The sequence below is a fragment of the Microcoleus sp. Pol12B3 genome (assembly GCF_036701355.1).
Classification (GTDB): domain Bacteria; phylum Cyanobacteriota; class Cyanobacteriia; order Cyanobacteriales; family Microcoleaceae; genus Microcoleus.
Window position 1 is genome coordinate 44,034 of the sequence record NZ_JAUBQS010000023.1, and the last position, 19,106, is coordinate 63,139.

The following is a 19,106-nucleotide window of genomic DNA, read 5'->3' on the forward strand; positions in this document are numbered from 1 at the left end:
AACAACGGGAAACAGGCTCTCTTGCTCTCAGGCTAGGAACTAGCGACTACAAACTAGGGAAACAAAAAATCTAGGCTCATTCCCCCATACTCCGTCCGCACCTTATTAGTTAGTGATGGAGGCAGCGGTTTACAACCGCCTGCTTTACAAAAACTCTTCTCTGTTTTTGTTCTCGGTTCCGAGTTAAGAATTCCCTTGAGATTCTACGCATCTACCTTACCGAAACGAAACCGGCTATCATGCTACTGAGATTGTGGAGTTTAATTTCATAGCTGAAAACTCTATTTGAATTAACTCATTTTTGATTGAACGATCGCTAACATCATAATGTGCGCAGCGCGGGTCCTAGGTTGAAGTTTGGGTTAGATAAGCAACGCGCACCCTACATTAATAAGGTGCGCGCTTGCCACTTGAGGCTTAGATGTACGGAGAGGGTGGGATTTGAACCCACGTTAGAGTTACCCCTAAAGTAGATTTCGAGTCTACCGCATTCAACCGCTCTGCCACCTCTCCAATAGATTTGAGATGTGAGCTAAAAGTATTTTACCGCACAGTGCGCCACATTGTAAATCTTTATAAAAAAGAAGTTTGATTTTCTTCAGATTCCAGAGTGGTCTTAAATCCCCCTGCGGGAGTCCACTGGAGGGCTCCGTCGCGCCCTGTCCAGAATATCTGAGTTTTGCTTTGGCGCAGTTGGGCTGCGGTTTCTGGGTCGATTTCGTCAGCAGATGCGATCGCCACTTGCGGCCCAACTGCGCCCAATAACTCAGCCGTCAGTGCTTTTCCTGACCACCACAGCACTTGAGCCGGCTTCAAGGTTCCCGTTGCTGCCAATTTTTTTTGCGCTTCCGGTGTCATTTCACCGACGAGCAACCAAGTTCGATTTCCCACCAAAAATTCTACCACCGGAATCTCCGCATTCACCAACTGCAACCGGGTCGAACCCATATCAACTGTAGTGCTAGTTTCTAAAGGAATATAAACGCCTTGGCGTGATTGCACAGCCGTCATAAATTCGTGATTGCTGCCACGGTGAATTTGTTTCGGATCGTTATTATCATAAAATGTTTTAAGTGGCAAGCGTTCTAGTAATTTTCCCCAACCACCGCTCAAACCTAAATGACCGTGAGTGGCGATCGCAAAATTCACAGAATTAACTCCTTGCTGCTGCAAAAAAGGCAACACTGTAAACCTTACGTTATTTTCATCACCGCTATTAATTAGCGCCACTTTTCCCCTATCTTGAATTACTAAAACAGGTTCCCCAGATGTCGCCAGCAAAGTAACTTGAAATAAAGATGCTTGAACGTGCCAAGCTGGCAAAACTATGATACTTATTCCCGCCACCAGCGCTAGCGGTAAAATCCAAGCAGATGAAAAACTCGGCAGCGCAATAACTCTGCTTTTCCCCTTCTTCCCTTTCCCTTTTTCCTGGTTTTTCCCTCTGACTGCTTCCGGCTTCCGTCTTTTTTCTTCCTTCCTCCTTCTATCCGTTACAGAATCAGTTGCCGAACTTCCCCCGATCCAAACCCAGCAAATTAAACTGTAAAGCGCTATTAGCTGAAACACCGATACTTGACCGACAGCTACAGAATTACCCGGTAATTGCGAGAAATATTGGGCGATCGCAATTAACCCCTTTGCCGGATAATCGAGCAGTTGCGCTAAAACACTGCCAGCGGGGGGAAAAATCAATCCAGCTAAAGCGCTAACCATCCCCCCAATACTCAAAATCCACAGCAAAGGAGCCGCAATAATATTAACTAAAATGCTGTAAGGTGATACCACACTAAAAACATAAAGTAACAGCGGTAGCACCCAAACTGAAGCGGCGACCGGAACCACAACAATCGAAGCGATCGCGGGAGGCATCCAGTCCAACTTAGCCATCAGCGGGGGCGTTGTCACGATTAACCCCAAAGTCGCCAAAAAACTCAGTTGAAAACCTAAATCCCAAATCCACAAAGGGTTAACCAGCAGTAAAATGGTAGCAGCGATTAACAGCAATCCCAGCGGCTTAACTTGGCGGCTCAGCACCAAAGCAAATAATGTTCCAAATCCCATCAAAGCAGCGCGACATACTGAAGCTTCAAAGCCAGTTAATGCCACTAGCAAAAATAAAGCACCGACGCCAAAACTAAATTGTAATTGTTTGGAAAAACGCCTGGTTAAACCCAGAACTAAAGCCAAAACCATTGAAACTTGAGTGCCAGAAGCTGCGATCGCGTGGGCTAATCCAGCCTGCACAAAATAGTCGCGGATATTGTAAGGTAAATCTACTGCTTGTTTGCCGAGGGCGATCGCACTGATTAAAGGCCCTTCGGGAACATTTAACTGCGATAGTTGCGATCGCACTATCCGCTGCCGCATCGCTTGAATTTTCGATGGCTGCATCCCGCTTGGCTCCAAGAAAGCAGCCGTTTGGCTGTTAACTCGATTTACATCCGCGATCGCATTTTCTCTCCTCCAGTCAATTTGACGGCCTTTGAGCCCTACAAAAGCTCCTTCTCTGGCTAAATATGCTTGAAAATCAAAAGCCCCTGGATTAGACGGCGGCTGCGGTTTGTACAAGGAACCCACAACTGCGATCGTATTGTCGGCGTACAAACCCGTTGCTTGCAGGAGGGGCACTGTAACGTAGAGTTTGCCGGATACTGGGCGGTTTACGACTGCTCCTCCCTCGCCGCCGTTGATTTCGCTAACTAAATCTGTTTCTAGCCAAAATTGCGATCTACCCGATCGAGTCAATCGAGGCGTACTGACAACTCTACCGCGAACTGTCACTGCCACTTCTTGAGTGTTTCCGCCAGCCGGAATCAGTTTGCTAATGTCATCTATTGCCGGTTGGGGCGATCGAACTGCAAAATAAATGCTAGCTAGAAATGCAACCAAACCCGCCACTGCCCACACCCATTTCGCTCTCGGCAGCATCTCCAACAAACTCAACTCTTCCCTAGCATCTAAGGGTGCTTCAAGAGCATTTTCTTTTTGTCTGCTGCGTCTTTTATTGGTGACTTTGACAGAATTTTTAGTAAATTTTCGCAACAATTTTGGCAGGGCGATGGCCACGGCTATTCCCAAAGCAAGTATCCCGTATCTACCCCAAGAAACCGCTGTAGAAATCAATCCCAAAATGTAGGCAAGACAGAAAATGGCACCCGTTGCTTGATTCATTAATTAGTAATTTAGAGGGGGAATATTTCAGGGAAACCTATGCGGGACGTATGCACTCCTTACCCAAAAAACCGGGTTTTTAAACCTAGATAAAAAGCTAAACGCTGTGTATTTAGATAAAAAACTCAGTATCTCGCTACCCCTGCGTAAGTTATGGGAAAATTTCTTTCCTTACATTCTTTCCCTTCCCCTTCCCCTTCCTCTTCCTCTTCTAAATAGACAGCCCCAATTTTAAACCGAAAGCCGCGTGCAGCACCATAAGTGCAAGGGCCGTCGTGCCTAAATAAGCGTGAACCGCGCGCAGTGCCAGCTTGTTGCCCCCAAAACCCGTCAGCGAAATCAAGCTGCCAACAGCCAGCAAAACCAGCACTGCCGAACCCGTCCAAAAATGCGGACTTTCCATGACTGGTTGGTGCTGCATCACCAGCGACAGCAAACCGCCTGTATAGCCCAAAGCTAGAAACAGAAACATCCACGGTGCAAGCTTGCGGTGATCCGAGCGACTTTTGAGTGCGACATCTTTATCGGCAGCCAAACGTCCCTGCCATCCCGTATACCCGACAAAACTGCCCATCGCCACCACCACTATCCCCATCATTACAGGGTGTCCCCAATGGGTAATTGGTTCGGGAATTCCCAGACTGCTAAATTGACTGGCGATGGGTTCTAGTAGTTCGCTGAGATTTATCATTTGCTTGAGATTCCTAACTTCGCGATCGCTAATTTTGATTTAACCAACAACTTACGCTAAATAGCAATATATCGATCGCGATTTTCAATCACTGTTTCCAGCCAGAAGTCTGTATAAAATAAAAGAGCCGGACACAGGAGAAGTGTATTCCCTAGCCTCAGCCGGGGAGCGGCTATTTCAGTTAATTTGAGCTGAGCAGTATCCAGTTTTTTGTCCCCACACCCGTAAGAGGATGCTATTGCAGACGGCGCTATGATTAAGCCTTACCGATTTTTGCAGCTAACTGCTCAACTGCTCGCCTACGCTTACTCCGCACTGATTGTCAGCTATCTGATTCTGAGACTGATCTTTTGGGACAGGCTGTGGCCGATTGCCTTGATGGGGGATTTTGTTCCTTGGATTTTCTTGCCAATCTTCCTGCTGCCAATTCTAGGGTTTTTTATCATAAAGAAACGCTGGTTCGCGATTGTTTCCTCTGTGGCTGGCATCTGTTTGCTGGGTTGGCTACACGTCACCTACTTTTCTCCCCAGCCGACGAACATCACTGACTCCCAGCCAACCCTCAAGATTTTTTCTCTCAACCTCGGCTGGCATCACGAATCCCCACAAGCTTTGGTCAACCTAATTGAAGAAGAAAAACCAGACCTCATTTGTTTGCAAGAAATTAAGGAGGATTACGCCAAAGAAGTATTCTCTAAGTTGGCCGCATTATACCCGCACCACCTGGGGCGCGGATACCATGTGATTCTCAGCAGATATCCCATTCGATCTTTTCAAAAGTTAAAGCTAGCCGGTGGGAACGAACCACAGGAACGAGCTATTATCGCAATGAACCAGCAAGATGTAGTTCTTTATAACATTTCAACCACCCCACCGTGGTTTCGCCAGCATAAAATTTTGCCTTTCCTCAAAATCCCAGTTTACGAGTACGGCGACCGACCGGCACAAATTCAAGATTTAGTGCGGCGACTCCAGAAAGAAACGCTGCCGACTATTGCTGCCGGGGACTTTAATCTGACTGACCATTCTCAAGACTACTATTATTTGAGAGCGGTTATGCAAGATGCTTTCCGAACAGCAGGACTGGGTTTTGGCTTTACTTTTCCTCACGGGTGGGATCTGAGTTTACTGGTTAAACAGTTAAACTGGAAATTAACTTTTCCCCTGGTGAGGCTTGACTATGTTTGGTATTCTCAGCACTGGGGGGCGAAATCAGCCAAGGTTTTACCGCCAATTGGTTCAGAGCATCTGCCCATGTGGGCTGAACTGCGGATGCGACCGAAATTGGGACGAGTCTAGGGGGTACACAACTCTTTTGTGGGGCGACTACAAGGGCATTGGTGTCAATTTAAGCTCCGGGCGAAGATCGTGATACTGTTGGCGAATCCGTGAAGGGTGACTCCTCACATTTGCTCCCATCACACCCCTCTTAGATCGTGTTCGGATAATTGCCCGCAATTAATTTTTCTATCCTTCTTCCTCTTTCTTCTTCCTTTTTGGGGTACTTGGCGTACTTGGCGTTTTGGCGGTTCATTATTAAACCCCCAAAGAAACAAAATATTGATGCGCCAACAGTCTCATGGAATTCGCGACTATACAAACAGGGAATTTTAGACAAATGAAGATGTTTTCAACAAAGCACAGACTAATTGCTCGAATTAAGCCTTACCGACTTTGCAGTTGACTTCTGAATCGCCCGTATGCCATAGCCCTCGGTCTGCGCTTCACCCAATCTTCACAACCTCATCCTCACTGTGGATGTTAAATTCTACCTCCCTGCTTAAAGTTAATTTCAATTCCTTGACTTTTGAATGCCAAAGTGAGAAATTAACATCGCAGCCGACGAGCAGTCGCACTTCTAAATTTTGCTAATGGCTCTCAAGGGAGAATCAACTGCTGAAAAAAAACTAGAGGTTCCAAGTTTGACACTTTTTGCATAAAGTATGCCGTCTGCCCGATGAGAGTTCGATCGACTGAGCGTCTCCAGGCACCCTGAAAGCACCCTTGTCTGTTGAGCAGCCATCGCTGTGCAAGACGTGAACCCTCTTCAACGAACTCGCTGGGGAGTCGGTTGTAGCAGACAAGCACCGACTTTCTTGCGTCGCCTTCCTCGGAACCGTGCAATCGCTAAACTCGCTGCGCCGTCGTTAAAGTAGCTTCCGAAGGTTGGATTTGATACTTTACGAGATTTGCCAGTTCTTGTAACTGATTAATCGCTTCTGCACCTTCTAGTTTCATGAGTTCGCGGTCGTCCCGCATCTCAGTCCAAGTGATACCGTAATCTGACACTAAAAATCGAATCAGATGGTTGTCCGTCAAACTGACCATAAATGAGGCACTGTTCATCTGACCCCCGCAAGTGTAGCAGGATGCCAGATAACCCCGATGCTCTAGCACGATAGCTAAAGCTTGGAGGTTCATTACCAAATCTTGAACGAATTTACGGTGTTGTTCTGCAAGTCTCAGAAACACAGTTCTCCTCCTATCACCACACCGTGTATTTTACATCCCATTTAATAATTTCTTAATAAGTGGGTATTTAGGTGCTGGTTCAGTATACGTTTAGTATGCTCAAAAAAAATCGGATTAGCGACCTCTTCAGCCTACCTATACTAGATTAACCGAGTTGTGGTCGAAACTAAGTATCAGCAGCGACATTCAGCCAAAACAGGCTCTGGCGGGGGACTCCATCTGGAAAATTTGCCTGCTGTCAGAGCTGATTGGGCCGTCGGAGAGCCAAAGATACAAATAACTAATGATAGTAATCAAATTAGTTAAGTATAAAAATTCAATCGCCCTGGGGATACTCGTCCCAAAGCGTCGTCGTCTGCCGCAAGCTCCGAAAATCCCCATTCCCCAAAATCAAGTGATCGAGCAGCGGAATCGACAAGAACTGCGCTCCCGCCAGCAACTGTCGCGTCAAAGCAATATCCTCCGGGCTTGGCTCCACAATCCCGGAGGGGTGATTGTGCGAGATAATCGCCCGCGTCGCCCCTTGGCGGATCACCTCCCGAAATATATCCCGTGGGTGAGCCAAAGTTTCCGTGGCTGTGCCGATCGTAATTACCTGAGTTCCCAGCAGCCGATTTTTCACATCCAGCAGCACCACAGCAAAGCGTTCCTGAGACTGCCACATCAAATCCTGACTCAGGGCATCCGCCGCCGCTTGCGGAGAGTCAACCACAGCCATTTCCGGCGGCCGCGACTGAAATACCCGCTTCCCCAACTCCACTGCAGCCAAAATCGAAGTCGCCTTAGCAGGGCCAATCCCGTGAATCTGCGTCAACTCCTGAACGCTAATAGTGCGTAGCACAGCCACAGGATCGCGGGAATGCAAACTCAACTGATTTAAAATATACTGTCCGAGCCCGACGGCGGAAAGTTTGCCGGGTCCCTGACCAGTACCCAGGAGAATTGCAATCAATTCTGCAGTCGCCAAACTTTTCGGGCCACCCGCCATCAACCGTTCCCGTGGCCGTTCACTCGTTGGCAAATCGACAATTCTCAAGCTGTAAGTCATAGCTGCACCCGCACCGCAAGCTCAACAATTAGATGATTTTAGCCGATCGATTTGCGTTCTTCAATTCGTACAATCACCCAAAAAAGCCTTCATCATTAACCGAGGCTGTTGGCAGATTAAATCTAACGCAGTGTTTCGCAAGCGATCGAGTCTCGATCTCGATCGAGCTTAAACGGATCGCCCGGATATGCCTCTAAAACTCGCTGGGCTTCGGCTTGAGTCGCAAAGTCAGAACAGTTGCAATCCGAGTTAACGCAACTCGGAAAATCGGCACTTTTAACCTTTGGTTTAGAAGACTCATAAATAACTTTCTTGGTATCTTCCTTTGGCTGCTGTGTATCAAGAGCAATCTCTGCGGTTCGCTCAACAGATTTGGCTGAAGATGGCAATTTGCGATCGGGCCCTGGTTTTGCAAGTGCAGGTACCTTCGCAGAAATTGCAGGTTTCGGTGTTTGTGCCGGCGTTTTGACAGTCTCCGACTTGCGTGTCTGCACAGCCAAAAGCAGTGACGGCTTAGCGGTTTTAGATGATACTAGCGGAGCGCTTGGGGCCGGAAGTGCCACCGAAACTCCCTGAGACTGAGGGGGTGCAGTGACGCCAACAAGTACAAACGAAGCTGCCATCAACCCGCCGTACATCGCGATCGATCGCTTGCGGGTTGGTGCGCCAACCCATGTCGGATTAACAATACCCAGAAAGAAAGCAGGGATCGACAATAAAAAGCTTAAGACGAAAAAATTAAACATAGCGATTTTTAGCAGTAAAAAAGAGAAGTCATCCAGGACGCCGAAACCGGGTTTCTTTTACCAAAATCCGAGGTGAAGCAAGAAGGATATCTGTTTAAACAACCTGAGTTCTTTAATCCCTGTGCGTCAGTCCTGAGAAGTTAACTTGCTTATTTATCTGCCGGCTAACTCACAAATCCCTATGATTTACGAAGCAAACTAGAACGTTGGACACCAGACCCTGGTGCAACCGGGTTTCTAAGTAAGTCCTGGACGCACTCAAAGACCAAAACCCCGGTTTAGGCGTCAATATTTATCTAAAAAGCGACGATTTCTGGAATAAACCGAGTTTTTGCGTAAGTCCTGTTAGGGTATTTCTACTTATTAAAGCCACAATTTTTTCCTACAGTTTGCGATCGCACTCCGACGCCTATAAACCGGAGTTTTTAATTGCAGTAAATGAGTAGAACCAAGTATTTTTCTTAAAAAACTACGTTTCTGGCCCCAACTAGCCGTAAGTCCTGGTAAAATTTCTTGTAATGCTGCCAAAAAAGTGAAATGCATACCCAGCTATCTTCAGCGCAAAGGTGCGCTTACCATAAATTCTGGCCATTCAGTTGAGGCCAGCAGCCCGGATGAAACTGGTTGTGGCGTCTTAGGTGCTGTAACCCCAAGCAAAACGAACGAAACTGCCATCAAGCCGCCGTACAAGGCAGCCGATCGCTTGCGAGTTGCCAGTCCCACCCATTGAGGATTTAGCAGACCCAGACAAAAAGCCGGTGTGGAAAACATAAAAGTTAATACAAACAAGCTGGACATCACGCACCTCCGACTAGCGAATTGCAGTAATTAATTACTTTTATCTCCAATTAATAGCTCACAAATCCGCTTAAAAAAGTGGTAATTTAGGATTTATAACTTGAGAATTATTCATGTTTATCAAACAATAATAATTTTTTTTTAAATCTCTTACTTAAGGTAGTGGTTAAAAAAATAATAGCTTTCTAAAAAGGTCAAAAATTTAGCTTAAAATAGAAAATAAATTCCTTAATCAAAATATGAAAGTCCGCTTTAATGTAGTGCGCCAAAATCAAAACGAGGCTCCCCGGGTTCACACTTACACCCTAGATGTGGAAGAGAGCAATACCATCCTCGACTGCCTCAACAGTATTAAATGGGAACACGACGGCACTTTAGCTTTTCGCAAAAATTGCCGCAATACAATTTGCGGCAGTTGTTCTATACGAATTAACGGTCGCTCAGCATTAGCTTGCAAAGAAAACGTAGCCAGCGAACTCGCAAGACTGCAAAAAATAGCAGATTCCTGCTCAGCAGAAATGCCTACCGATTTCATCCCAGAAATCACCGTCGCCCCAATGGGAAATATGCCGGTTATTAAAGATTTGGTTGTTGATATGACCAGTTTTTGGCACAACCTAGAAGCAGTTGAACCCTATGTCAGCACCGCCTCGCGATCAATTCCAGAACGCGAATTTCTGCAAACTCCAGAAGAGCGATCGAAACTCGACCAAACTGGCAACTGCATCCTCTGCGGTGCGTGCTATTCTGAGTGCAACGCCCGCGAAGTCAACCCGGCATTTGTCGGCCCCCACGCCCTCGCCAAAGCTTACCGCACGATCGCCGACTCCCGCGACAGCGAAACCGAAAATCGGCTCGAAAAATATAACGAAGGCACCGCAGGGGTCTGGGGATGCACCCGCTGTTACTACTGCAACTCGGTTTGTCCGATGGAAGTCGCGCCGATGGATCAAATTGGTAAGATTAAACAAGAGATTCTCGATCGCAAAGACGACCAAGCCAGTCGATCAATTCGTCACCGCAAAGTCTTAATCGAGCTCGTCAAAGAAGGTGGCTGGATAGATGAGCGCAAATTTGGCATCGAAGTAGTAGGAAATTACTTCCGCGACGTTAAAGGTTTGCTGAGTCTGGGCCCGTTGGGTTTGAGAATGATCGCTCGCGGCAAGTTCCCGCTGTTTTTTGAGCCTTCTGAAGGTACCGAAACCGTGCGAAATCTGATTGAATCGGTTCAAAGTTTAGAAAAGTCAGCAGATTAGGCATGGGGTGTCATTTTCCTGGTAAATTACAAGTTGTGCGATCGTAAAGCTTCTGAAAAGTCATCACTCAAAACTCGAAACTTAAAACTTTTAAATGACTGCCAAAACTCCTCCATCCCCAAAACCGACAACCCCAAATACCCCAAAACCAGAACCAGCCTTTGGGTGGAATGCCTATGCAGAACAAATCAACGGCAGATTTGCGATGGTGGGATTCGTGGGGCTTTTGCTTCTAGAATTCTTCACCCGCCAGGATTTTTTTACCTGGCTGGGGCTGCGTTAAATTAGTCTCAATCAATCAAGAATGGAAGTTGAAAATTTATCGCTCTTTCAGCTTCTATTCTACTTTTAAGAGTTATTTAAAATACAATTTATCAAATTATAAATGCAAAATTATGACTTTTTTAGTTTCAGATAACACATGAAGGTACCAAAGTCGATCGCACTACAAGTAAGTGCGATCGTTCTAGAATTATAGGGACACGGCAATGCCGTGCCCTGACTCCGAAGTTTCGTTTAAACTAATTTCCAGTTGTTTCGCGGACAGTCAAACTGTACTTGCCTCTACCTTTTGGAGGCGGATCGTAAGCATTGACAATAACCCGGTAGCGACCGTTCGCAGACAAGGTAACAGTAAGCTCTGAATTGGAATTTTGCTGCGTGGCATCATCATTTTCTGCAAGTAGCTCGCCCTGGGAGTTGAAAATAGCGAGATAAGTATCAAACTCGGTACTTTCTACCGTAACAACCACTTTCTGACCCTGAGTGCCTTCAAAGGTATACTCGTCGTACAAACTGCTGTCCGAAGGCAGTACAGAAGACTTAGCAGGGCTGAGTTCTCCGTTTTGCTCTAAAATAACCTTAGATGAACCCGCATCAGGACTCGGCGGAGGTTCTACAGTTGGGCTCTGAGTTGGCGAACTCTGTGGTGATGGTGACGGGCTGGGGCTTGCTTGCGCTAAAACAGCCTTGTCAGTCGGCTTCGCGTTAGGTAAATTTTGAGGAATTTCTCCTGAAATGACGGTGGAAATACTGTTAGCAACTCCACCTGAATTTGAAACTGGCAGGGAGAGAGTCGGCTTACCAGAAAAAGTAGCTACCAGAGCAATTGGCGCGATCGCCCAAAATCTAACTTGACGCATGAATTACCTCGATTTGCAACGAAGAAGGAAGTTCGGCAACGGATGAGTGTAACGGATTTAACGGATGGAAGAAGGAAGTTCGGCAACGAGCAATGTACGGGATTTAATCGATGGAAGGAAGTAGGAAGAAAAATAATTCGACCAATTCCCAATTACCAATTCCCAATTACCAATTCCCGATTACCAATTACCAATTACCCATTTTCACCGGACAGTTAGAGTGTAACGACCCCGGCCCGAAGCATCGTAAGCATTGACAATTACGCGGTAGCGACCCGTAGCGGGCAAAGTAACGCTTAGAAACGCATTTTTAGTCGAATCGCTCGCATCGTCATTTTCTGCCACTAATCGGCTATTAGGGCCAAAGATAGCCACATAGGGATCAAAATCTGTGCTTTCGAGGGAAATGGTTACAGACTGACCCGATCGACCTTCAAAAGTATACTCGCGATACAGACTGTTGTCAGACGGCAATACTGGACCGCCTGCGACTAAAGCGCCTTCTTCTTGCAAAATCGCCCGAGAAGGCGCGGTAGGAGCACTCGCTTTTAGTTCTAACGTATAAGCCCCTGACTGCCTAGCTTCGTAGGAATTTGCCACTAACGTGTAAGTCCCGTCTGCAGGCAGCCTGACTGTAATTCTGGCGTCTTTACTGCCTGCCCCGTCATCGTCTTGCGCGATTTCGCGCTGGTTGGGTCCGAGCAAAATTAAATAAGGGTCAATTTCTTGACTTTTCATTTCTATTGTGATTTGCTGGCCCGCTTTTCCCTCAAAGGAGTAGAGGTCAAAAAAGCTGTTGTCTGCGGGCAGCACGCTAGACTGGTTGGTGAGTTTGCCGCTGAGGGCGGGCCCGTTTAACGCAACTTTTTGAGGTGATTTGTTGCCAAAGGGCGATCGGGTTTGAGCCACGCGGGGAGCTCGCCCTTCTCGTACCGCTGTCAGGAAAGCGGGTACTTTGTCTGCTGAAATTGCAAAACCGATACCGATATTACCTCCGCCCCGACCGCGAGTAAAAATAGAAGTATTGACGCCGATTAATTCTCCTGAACTGTTGAGCAGTGGGCCTCCTGAATTGCCGGGATTGATGGCGGCGTCGGTTTGAATTAAGCCCCGCTGCTGGTCGATGCGACTGACGATTCCGACTGTAAAAGTACCTTGAAATTGACCGAAGGGATTGCCGATCGCAAATGCTTGTTGCCCGACTTTCACCGAACCGGGACGGGCTAAAGGAATGGTGGGCAAATTATTTTGACCGCGAATTTTAACCACGGCTAAGTCTAGACCTTCTTCACCAAAGCCGACGACATCGGCCACAAGTTTTCTGCCGTCTGACAAAATGATATTGACCGTACCGCCTGCGGCAACAACGTGGGCGTTCGTTAACACCATGCCGTCGGGGCTGATAATTGTGCCGCTGCCGTTAGATTTATCTGTATCGACGGTAACAACCGCCGGACTAGCCTTTTCGTAGACCCGAATATTGGTTTGTTCTTCGACATTTTGGGCGATCGCACCTTGGGAATGCACCGAGTTAAATTCCGTTACATCTGTTGATTGCCGCACAGGGGATGTCGTAACAACCGCAGCAGTGCTGGCTGTTACCCCAACCGTTAAAATTCCCGATACTGCTAAACTTAGAAGTTTGAAATTCATGGCTATCGATTATTATTTAGCGATCGGTAGCTAGCAATTAGGTTTGGTCGCTAACCGCTAACTACCTTCTGTAATTATTTTAGGACTTGCACCACGGTAGTGACTTTCCTTACGCCGGTTCTCCAATTGGGAAATCTGAATCAGCAGCTAAATACTTAAAATTAGCTTGTCGCACCGCAGCGTCCTCATTGCCGTAGAAAAAAGACAGCAAAGCAAAACGCTGGCCGCTAATCACTGGGGTCGCTTCATGCAGCAAAGAACACGAAAAAATAATCGCCGTGCCAGAATCGCCTTTATAACCGTGCGGCGCGTACTCTGGAAACCTTAAAAATCCCCCCGTGTACTCTCCCACATTCAAGTTTAGCGTCATCGCAAACCTGCGGTGCAGCGTAGCTTTGCTAGTGTTGTCGCGGTGCGGCCGAAAATAACCGCCGCTGTCAGCATCGTAACAACCTATCAAATACCGTTCAAACCTAGTAATTGTAAACTGAAAAGCTTTCTCTACTTCCGGCCGCACCCGGCGTAGAATAATCGCATTCAATTGTCGCTGGAAATCCTCATCTTGAATAAAGAAATCTCGGCGCTTCTTAAAAGTGTCGTCGTGCAAGCCAACTGTTTTCCCGTCTATTTGCCTCATAAATCCCGAGGGACTGCCACCATTAGCTTTGTACATATCGATTAAATTGCGGCAAGAAGCTTTGTCCAAAACATTAGGAATTACCAACACCGGGGCGTGGCGAGTGGCTGTTCGGGCTTCCTCAATAGGGGGCAAAGTTTTGATAAAATCTAATACTTGCTGGGCGTGTTGGTGCGGTTCGCCCATCGGCAAAATATTAATTACCTGAAGGTTTTCGTTGAGAATAAAAGTTTGTGGTGCATAGTGAACTCCGGCAACTCCATTTTCTTCGACATTTCGGAAAACACCGTACTGCTGACTGACTTTTTTGTCTAAGTCCCAGAAAAATATGAGTGACGGAGCAATTGTTGTCGGTCTGTTTTGTTCTTTGTCTGCGGGGTCAACGCTCACTCCGAACCTCGGTACTTGCAAGATTTGGAATTCTTCTGAAAGCTCTTGAAAGCTTTTGAGGATAACTTGGATTTGTTCAAAAGCTGCGCTGGCCAAGAAAAAGAGTACGACTCGCCTGCCGCCAACTGTCTGGAAATGAAATAAGGGATTATTTGTAGAAGGAATGGAAAACCAGGGAGCCGGGTCTCCTATTTCAAGTAATGGCATCTTGCTGATTTAAGATTTGGGATTTTATATTTAGATTATTATTTTGTCGATTAGTTCCACAGATTGGGTATGTCAAAATAATAAAAAAAATAGCTTTTATTTGTGTATATTTGCGTTTGTCTGGGGTTTCACACTCGCAATTTACAGTTTTTTTAATCACTTTAATATCTGAGAATAAGTAGATGGGCATCAATAAACGCAAATTATTTTTTTTGCCGGCGGGTACGAGAAATGTTTAGTTTCACCCATCTACTTAGTATTTGCCTATTTGTCGAAACTGGGGGAATTATCCGGTTGGTCTTCCGGGTATTCTACAGGTCGATACTCCACGTAGTCTGACGGCGGTGCTTCCACGTCGCGGTTGCTGGGGCGAGACCTCGATGATTCCGTAGGACGGGGTTTTTTGGTTCTCGGCGGCGTATCCGAACTGCGGTTTTCCGAAGCAGGGGGGCGACTGCTGCGGCTGCGGGTCGGTCTTTCTTCGGGGTTGTCTGAAACGTCCCAGTTGTCAGACTCTTGGGCAGGCGGGGCTTCTGGGCGAGAGGGACGTTTGCGCGAGGAGCGATCGGGCGAGTCGGGCCTGGAGGTGTTAACGCTGCCGTTGCGATTCGACGAGGGGCGGCGGCGGGGTTCGTCGTCGTAGGCTTCCCGAGAGGAACGGTAGTCTTGGCTGCCTCTGATCCGGGGACGCGGCGGATAGTCTTCCTCTGGTTCTAGCTGCTCCATTTCGGCATCGTAGCCGTCGTAACCGTAAGCGTTGCTGACCGGTCGCTCTTCATCTACATATTGGGCGCGAGTTTTGGCTTGGGCTGTGGTCGCTCCTCGCAGCTTAATGCTTTCTGCTGCAAAAAATATGGCGGAACCGGTGAGCAGAAATTGACCGAAGGCCAGAATTGGGTCAAGCCGCCACCCTTGAAATAACAAAATACCGCCGCACAGCAAGCCGACTGCTGCAAAAAAAATATCGTGGTCTCGGGCTAGTTTGGGACGCCACGATCGCAGAAAATACAGTCCTGCCCCTGCTACTGCTAGGATAATCCCTAACAGGCTGCTCCAGTTCAATCCTAAATTGACCATTAGCCTATCTCCTATGTCTTTCCTATGTTAGCGAGTTAGATTTTACATCTATCATTAAGTCTGTCAGCCCGACTGTGCTTTCTGGGGCAGCGTCCGGTCAGGGTTTCAGCTTGGGAAGTGAGTATAATAATGAGTTTAACGGGAAAAAACCTCAGCTTGGCAGTCAACTGAAGGTTTTGCCTTGACAGTTGCTGGTAGCCGAGGTTTCTAGGATCGGGGAAATGCCCGACGTGTAGCCGAAAATTGACTTTCACGCCGGACTTAGAGACCTGCAGAGTTTTTAGTAGGTGCGCTTGATTTTGTCTTTTTGGCTGATGAAGATCAGGGCGATCGTTGCTGGAAGCACTACTACCACCACGCCCACCAGCAGGCTGTACAAAAAGTTCGCGAGAGAAGGAGTCATAGATTCCAAGCCTTTGTTACAACAATTTGATTTTTATTAATTTTATACTTTCGATCGCACCTGTGAAACGGTTAAAATTATGAATAGCAGACTTAACAAAACTTAAAATTTCGAGATAAGACCCATGACTGGTATTACCGTTGCAAGTTGGATTCTGGGATCTATCCTAGTCGTGATGACCTTGCTGTTTATTTTTCGGATCGTCCTGACTTGGTATCCCGAGGTGAACCTGAGCAAGTTGCCGTTGAGTCTGATTGCTTGGCCGACGGAACCTTTTTTAGCCGTAACTAGAAAGATTGTACCGCCGATCGGCGGAGTGGACATTACGCCGATTATTTGGGTGGGTATCTGTAGCTTGCTGCGAGAAATGATTCTCGGCCAGCAAGGGCTGCTGACGATGATGATGTAAGAGTCAGTTGGCGGGCATCGGGCATCGGGCATCGGGCATCGGGCATCGGGCATGGATTAGTCGCCACCCACTGCTAACTGCCAACTGACTACTGACTAATGACTGTTTTGGTTCAAGAACTGTTCGACGAAATTCGTGTAAACTTCGCCGTTGAGAAACTCGGGGGAATCGAGAATTTTTTGGTGGAAGCTGAGGGTGGTAGGAACGCCAGTGATAGCGCATTCCCGCAATGCCCGTTTCATCCTGCGGATGGCTGTCGGTCGATCGCGCCCCCATACAATTACTTTACCGATTAAAGAATCGTAGTAAGCGGGTATTTCGTAATCGGTGTAAACGTGAGAGTCCATCCGCACGCCGGGGCCACCGGGAGGCAAATAACCGCTGATTATGCCGGGGTGGGGTCGGAAATTGCGATCGGGGTCTTCGGCATTGATGCGGCACTCAATGGCGTGGCCGTTGAGAATTACTTGGTTTTGCTTGATTTGCAGTTTTTCGCCTTGGGCGATGCGAATTTGTTCGGCTATCAAGTCGAGGCCTGTAATCATCTCGGTGACGGGATGTTCTACTTGGATGCGGGTGTTCATTTCCATGAAGTAGAACTTGCCCGATTTGTCAAGCAGAAATTCGACTGTGCCGGCACCCGTGTAGTTGATGGATTTGGCGGCGGCAATGGCGGCGTGACCCATTTGATCTCGCAGTTTTTGGCTGAGGGCGGGGCTGGGGGCTTCTTCGAGGAGTTTTTGGTGCCGCCGCTGAATCGAACAATCTCTCTCGCCGAGGTGGATGACGTTACCGTAGTTGTCGGCGAGGATTTGGATTTCGATGTGCCGGGGTTTTTCGATGAATTTTTCGAGGTAAAGTCCGGGGTTGCCGAAGGCTGCGTCGGCTTCGCCTTGGGCTGCTGAGAATAGTTTGGGGAGTTCGGATGCTTCTCTCACTAGCCTCATCCCGCGGCCTCCACCGCCGGCAGTGGCTTTGATCATCACAGGATAGCCGATGTCGCGGGCGATCGACAAAGCTTCGCGATCGTCTGCCAGCAATCCGTCGCTACCGGGAACGGTGGGGACTTTCACCCGCTGCATCGTTTCTTTGGCGGTGGATTTGTCGCCCATCGCCCGCATCGCTGCCGGAGATGGCCCGATGAAGGTAATTTGATGGTCGGCGCAGATTTCGGCAAATCGGGCGTTTTCGGCGAGGAAGCCGTAACCGGGGTGAATGGCTGCTGCGTTGCGCGTCAGGGCGGCCGCGATGATATTGGGGATGTTTAAATAGCTTTTGCTGCTGGTGGGGGGGCCGATGCAAACGGCTTCGTCTGCCAACTGGACGTGCAAGGCGTGTTTATCTACGGTGGAGTGTACGGCGACCGTGGCAATCCCCATTTCCTCGCAGGTCCGCAATATGCGGAGAGCTATTTCTCCCCGATTAGCGATTAAAATTTTCGAGAACCCCATCTTCGCTGCTTAATTCACTCAATATTCTGTACAATAATGCCTTTCGGTATGTTCTGGATAATCGTTTTCCAGAAATTGTTCACAAAAATTTATTTTACATTTGGCGGGTAGTGGTGCTATGATTGTAAATCGGCGGTGTCAAAGGGCAAGTTACAAGTTAAATGTCAGGAACCTCAACCTGTAAATCTTTAACTGGTAACGCAAAAATCCCGGAGATTGCCAGAAAGAGCGGATGTGGCGGAATTGGTATACGCGCACGCTTGAGGTGCGTGTGGCAATATGTCCTTGCGAGTTCGAGTCTCGCCATCCGCATTGAATGTATAAAACAACTGTTGACGGTTTTGGCTGTCGGCAGTTGTTTTGTATTGAGTGGTTTTTCTAGAAAGTCGATCGAGTACCGTAGGGTGCAGATTCATCAGATATCTTTAAGTGCGATCGAACTTCAGACAGATCCGCACCCTACAAAATACTGTTTAAGTGTCGATCGACAATTGTGTTTGAATTAAAAACATAGATACTTATCGTTTGTCAAGTAGAATGGGGTTAGTTAGGCTCCGAATCCCAGAGTTGGCTGAGGAAAAAGGATGGACGCTAAAGGATGTTGCCGATCGATTGGAGGTTCCGTACAGCACAGTCAGGCACTATGCTCGATCGGAAGGACTAGCAACGGTTGACATCACATCCATTCAAAAGATAGCTCGCACCCTCGATGTTTTGATTGAGGAGTTGATGGAAGTTGTTAAAGAATGAACCGATGAAATTATATTAGCAAACGGAAGTTAGATCGATGACATCCTACGCCTTAAACTTACCCGTTCAGTTACAGCAAGAAGCTGAAAAATTGGCAACACTCCAAGGCATTTCGTTCGATCAGTTTATCCTCTGGGCTGTAGCCGAAAAAGTCGCTACCCTCAACCAGCGGAATGACGATCCGGCTTTTCCTGAAATCACCTATGTGCGCGGCGCTAGCGGCGAACTCGTTCCCGTTTTGCGCGGCACTCGGTTGCGGGTGCAAACAGTAGTCATCGCAGCGCAGAAATGGGGTTTTTCTCCAAGCCAAATTGCCACTGAGTATGACTTAAGTGAAGATCAAGTGAAGGATGTTCTCGCTTTTTATGCGGCTCACCATCAAGAAATAGACGCATCTATTGCCGCTGAGCAAATTATCGAAGCTGCTAATGTCTAAACCGCTATTGCATCTAGATGCCGATACCTCTATTAAAGCTTTGCAAGCCGCCCTTTTATCTCGCAGTCACGATGTCACTCGGACACCGACTGAGTGGATGGCTTTAGATGCTAGCGATGAGGCTCAATTGCTAGAAGCAACAGCGCGAGGGCGGTGTATTTTTACGTTTAATATCCGGGATTTTCAGGTTTTAGCTCAGCGTTATCCCGAACATGGTGGCATCATTTTGGCTGCTCAAAACAGTTGGACATTATCTAGTCTAATTGCTGCGCTCGATCGCCTGCTTTCAGAAACACAAGCTGCTGACTGGAAAGGGCAAGTCCGCTGGCTTAATCAGTGGCGAACCTAATCAGGACTTACGCCAGC

At 47.6% G+C, this 19,106-nt stretch carries 19 protein-coding genes and 2 tRNA genes; 8 read left to right on the top strand and 13 right to left on the bottom strand.

All coding sequences use genetic code 11. The annotated features are described in order from the left end of the window. Positions 1 to 426: 426 nt before the first annotated feature. The 3 genes from QUA53_RS13800 to QUA53_RS13810 form a co-directional block, all read right to left on the bottom strand. Positions 427 to 513, bottom strand: a tRNA-Ser gene (locus tag QUA53_RS13800). A gap of 60 nt (positions 514 to 573) precedes the next feature. Then, a complete protein-coding gene (locus QUA53_RS13805) occupies positions 574 to 3,174 on the bottom strand; it encodes a ComEC/Rec2 family competence protein (RefSeq protein ID WP_333097759.1) in 2,601 nt (866 codons plus the stop codon). Positions 3,175 to 3,385: 211 nt separating this feature from the next. Continuing rightward, positions 3,386 to 3,865 carry a DUF4079 domain-containing protein gene (locus tag QUA53_RS13810; protein WP_333097760.1) on the bottom strand — a complete coding sequence of 160 codons (480 nt, stop codon included), beginning with the start codon at positions 3,863 to 3,865 and terminating at the stop codon, positions 3,386 to 3,388. Positions 3,866 to 4,117: 252 nt separating this feature from the next. On the opposite strand from QUA53_RS13810, the gene QUA53_RS13815 reads away from it, so the two are divergent. Continuing rightward, positions 4,118 to 5,164, top strand: a complete 1,047-nt coding sequence (locus QUA53_RS13815) for an endonuclease/exonuclease/phosphatase family protein (RefSeq protein WP_333097762.1) — start codon at positions 4,118 to 4,120, stop codon at positions 5,162 to 5,164. 828 nt (positions 5,165 to 5,992) lie between these two features. Here QUA53_RS13815 and QUA53_RS13820 read toward each other — a convergent pair. The 4 genes from QUA53_RS13820 to QUA53_RS13835 all read right to left on the bottom strand — a co-directional run bounded on the left by QUA53_RS13820 (position 5,993) and on the right by QUA53_RS13835 (position 8,929). After that, the gene (locus QUA53_RS13820; RefSeq protein ID WP_333078101.1) at positions 5,993 to 6,337 is read right to left on the bottom strand and encodes a DUF1815 family protein; all 345 of its coding nucleotides are present in this window, start codon (positions 6,335 to 6,337) and stop codon (positions 5,993 to 5,995) included. 316 nt (positions 6,338 to 6,653) lie between these two features. After that, positions 6,654 to 7,385, bottom strand: coding sequence for a RadC family protein (gene radC, locus QUA53_RS13825; RefSeq protein ID WP_333044167.1), 732 nt, complete (start codon positions 7,383 to 7,385; stop codon positions 6,654 to 6,656). A 122-nt stretch (positions 7,386 to 7,507) separates the two neighbouring features. Further along, on the bottom strand, positions 7,508 to 8,131 hold the full coding sequence (locus tag QUA53_RS13830; RefSeq protein WP_333097764.1) for an excalibur calcium-binding domain-containing protein: 624 nt from the start codon (positions 8,129 to 8,131) through the stop codon (positions 7,508 to 7,510). A gap of 555 nt (positions 8,132 to 8,686) precedes the next feature. Next, the gene (locus tag QUA53_RS13835) at positions 8,687 to 8,929 is read right to left on the bottom strand and encodes a hypothetical protein (RefSeq protein ID WP_333097765.1); all 243 of its coding nucleotides are present in this window, start codon (positions 8,927 to 8,929) and stop codon (positions 8,687 to 8,689) included. A gap of 239 nt (positions 8,930 to 9,168) precedes the next feature. Between QUA53_RS13835 and QUA53_RS13840 the strand changes: the two genes are divergently transcribed. Continuing rightward, positions 9,169 to 10,185, top strand: coding sequence for a succinate dehydrogenase/fumarate reductase iron-sulfur subunit (locus QUA53_RS13840; protein WP_333097767.1), 1,017 nt, complete (start codon positions 9,169 to 9,171; stop codon positions 10,183 to 10,185). Between the two features lie 94 nt (positions 10,186 to 10,279). Next, positions 10,280 to 10,468 carry a chlorophyll a/b-binding protein gene (locus tag QUA53_RS13845; RefSeq protein WP_333051883.1) on the top strand — a complete coding sequence of 63 codons (189 nt, stop codon included), beginning with the start codon at positions 10,280 to 10,282 and terminating at the stop codon, positions 10,466 to 10,468. A gap of 238 nt (positions 10,469 to 10,706) precedes the next feature. On the opposite strand, the gene QUA53_RS13850 is transcribed toward QUA53_RS13845, so the two are convergent. From QUA53_RS13850 to psbX, 5 genes are all read right to left on the bottom strand, one after another. Next, positions 10,707 to 11,327: a pre-peptidase C-terminal domain-containing protein gene (locus tag QUA53_RS13850; RefSeq protein ID WP_333097769.1), complete on the bottom strand. Its 621-nt coding sequence runs from the start codon at positions 11,325 to 11,327 to the stop codon at positions 10,707 to 10,709. Between the two features lie 204 nt (positions 11,328 to 11,531). Further along, complete coding sequence (locus tag QUA53_RS13855; RefSeq protein WP_333097771.1) at positions 11,532 to 12,980, bottom strand: trypsin-like peptidase domain-containing protein; 1,449 nt, start codon at positions 12,978 to 12,980, stop codon at positions 11,532 to 11,534. Between the two features lie 109 nt (positions 12,981 to 13,089). Beyond that, a complete protein-coding gene (locus QUA53_RS13860) occupies positions 13,090 to 14,214 on the bottom strand; it encodes a redoxin domain-containing protein (protein ID WP_333097773.1) in 1,125 nt (374 codons plus the stop codon). A gap of 264 nt (positions 14,215 to 14,478) precedes the next feature. After that, positions 14,479 to 15,291, bottom strand: a complete 813-nt coding sequence (locus tag QUA53_RS13865; protein ID WP_333097775.1) for a Ycf66 family protein — start codon at positions 15,289 to 15,291, stop codon at positions 14,479 to 14,481. 280 nt (positions 15,292 to 15,571) lie between these two features. After that, positions 15,572 to 15,694, bottom strand: coding sequence for a photosystem II reaction center X protein (psbX, locus tag QUA53_RS13870; protein ID WP_015176975.1), 123 nt, complete (start codon positions 15,692 to 15,694; stop codon positions 15,572 to 15,574). A 124-nt stretch (positions 15,695 to 15,818) separates the two neighbouring features. On the opposite strand from psbX, the gene QUA53_RS13875 reads away from it, so the two are divergent. After that, positions 15,819 to 16,103 carry a YggT family protein gene (locus QUA53_RS13875; RefSeq protein WP_333097778.1) on the top strand — a complete coding sequence of 95 codons (285 nt, stop codon included), beginning with the start codon at positions 15,819 to 15,821 and terminating at the stop codon, positions 16,101 to 16,103. Positions 16,104 to 16,198: 95 nt separating this feature from the next. Here the strand turns inward: QUA53_RS13875 and accC are convergent, their stop codons facing one another. Then, positions 16,199 to 17,554, bottom strand: coding sequence for an acetyl-CoA carboxylase biotin carboxylase subunit (gene accC, locus QUA53_RS13880; protein WP_333097781.1), 1,356 nt, complete (start codon positions 17,552 to 17,554; stop codon positions 16,199 to 16,201). A gap of 228 nt (positions 17,555 to 17,782) precedes the next feature. Here accC and QUA53_RS13885 point away from each other — a divergent pair. From QUA53_RS13885 to QUA53_RS13900, 4 genes are all read left to right on the top strand, one after another. Beyond that, a tRNA-Leu gene (locus QUA53_RS13885) sits at positions 17,783 to 17,866 on the top strand. A 225-nt stretch (positions 17,867 to 18,091) separates the two neighbouring features. After that, positions 18,092 to 18,304, top strand: a complete 213-nt coding sequence (locus QUA53_RS13890; protein ID WP_333097783.1) for a helix-turn-helix transcriptional regulator — start codon at positions 18,092 to 18,094, stop codon at positions 18,302 to 18,304. 37 nt (positions 18,305 to 18,341) lie between these two features. Further along, entirely contained in the window at positions 18,342 to 18,740 is a 399-nt protein-coding gene (locus QUA53_RS13895; RefSeq protein ID WP_333097785.1) for a DUF433 domain-containing protein, read from the top strand. Beyond that, positions 18,733 to 19,089 (top strand): DUF5615 family PIN-like protein, encoded by a 357-nt coding sequence (locus QUA53_RS13900; protein ID WP_333097787.1) that lies wholly within the window; start codon positions 18,733 to 18,735, stop codon positions 19,087 to 19,089. The genes QUA53_RS13895 and QUA53_RS13900 overlap by 8 nt, the downstream gene beginning before the upstream one ends. Positions 19,090 to 19,106 lie beyond the last annotated feature (17 nt).

Excerpts from the sequence above, each read along its gene's own strand:
- QUA53_RS13860 (WP_333097773.1), bottom strand. The coding sequence starts at position 14,214 with ATGCCATTACTTGAAATAGGAGACCCGGCTCCCTGGTTTTCCATTCCT.
- psbX (WP_015176975.1), bottom strand. The coding sequence starts at position 15,694 with ATGACTCCTTCTCTCGCGAACTTTTTGTACAGCCTGCTGGTGGGCGTG.
- QUA53_RS13895 (WP_333097785.1), top strand. The coding sequence starts at position 18,342 with ATGACATCCTACGCCTTAAACTTACCCGTTCAGTTACAGCAAGAAGCT.
- QUA53_RS13810 (WP_333097760.1), bottom strand. The coding sequence starts at position 3,865 with ATGATAAATCTCAGCGAACTACTAGAACCCATCGCCAGTCAATTTAGC.
- accC (WP_333097781.1), bottom strand. The coding sequence starts at position 17,554 with ATGGGGTTCTCGAAAATTTTAATCGCTAATCGGGGAGAAATAGCTCTC.
- QUA53_RS13845 (WP_333051883.1), top strand. The coding sequence starts at position 10,280 with ATGACTGCCAAAACTCCTCCATCCCCAAAACCGACAACCCCAAATACC.
- QUA53_RS13890 (WP_333097783.1), top strand. The coding sequence starts at position 18,092 with ATGGGGTTAGTTAGGCTCCGAATCCCAGAGTTGGCTGAGGAAAAAGGA.
- QUA53_RS13835 (WP_333097765.1), bottom strand. The coding sequence starts at position 8,929 with ATGTCCAGCTTGTTTGTATTAACTTTTATGTTTTCCACACCGGCTTTT.
- QUA53_RS13875 (WP_333097778.1), top strand. The coding sequence starts at position 15,819 with ATGACTGGTATTACCGTTGCAAGTTGGATTCTGGGATCTATCCTAGTC.
- QUA53_RS13830 (WP_333097764.1), bottom strand. The coding sequence starts at position 8,131 with ATGTTTAATTTTTTCGTCTTAAGCTTTTTATTGTCGATCCCTGCTTTC.
- QUA53_RS13815 (WP_333097762.1), top strand. The coding sequence starts at position 4,118 with ATGATTAAGCCTTACCGATTTTTGCAGCTAACTGCTCAACTGCTCGCC.
- QUA53_RS13900 (WP_333097787.1), top strand. The coding sequence starts at position 18,733 with ATGTCTAAACCGCTATTGCATCTAGATGCCGATACCTCTATTAAAGCT.
- radC (WP_333044167.1), bottom strand. The coding sequence starts at position 7,385 with ATGACTTACAGCTTGAGAATTGTCGATTTGCCAACGAGTGAACGGCCA.
- QUA53_RS13855 (WP_333097771.1), bottom strand. The coding sequence starts at position 12,980 with ATGAATTTCAAACTTCTAAGTTTAGCAGTATCGGGAATTTTAACGGTT.
- QUA53_RS13805 (WP_333097759.1), bottom strand. The coding sequence starts at position 3,174 with ATGAATCAAGCAACGGGTGCCATTTTCTGTCTTGCCTACATTTTGGGA.
- QUA53_RS13850 (WP_333097769.1), bottom strand. The coding sequence starts at position 11,327 with ATGCGTCAAGTTAGATTTTGGGCGATCGCGCCAATTGCTCTGGTAGCT.
- QUA53_RS13840 (WP_333097767.1), top strand. The coding sequence starts at position 9,169 with ATGAAAGTCCGCTTTAATGTAGTGCGCCAAAATCAAAACGAGGCTCCC.
- QUA53_RS13865 (WP_333097775.1), bottom strand. The coding sequence starts at position 15,291 with ATGGTCAATTTAGGATTGAACTGGAGCAGCCTGTTAGGGATTATCCTA.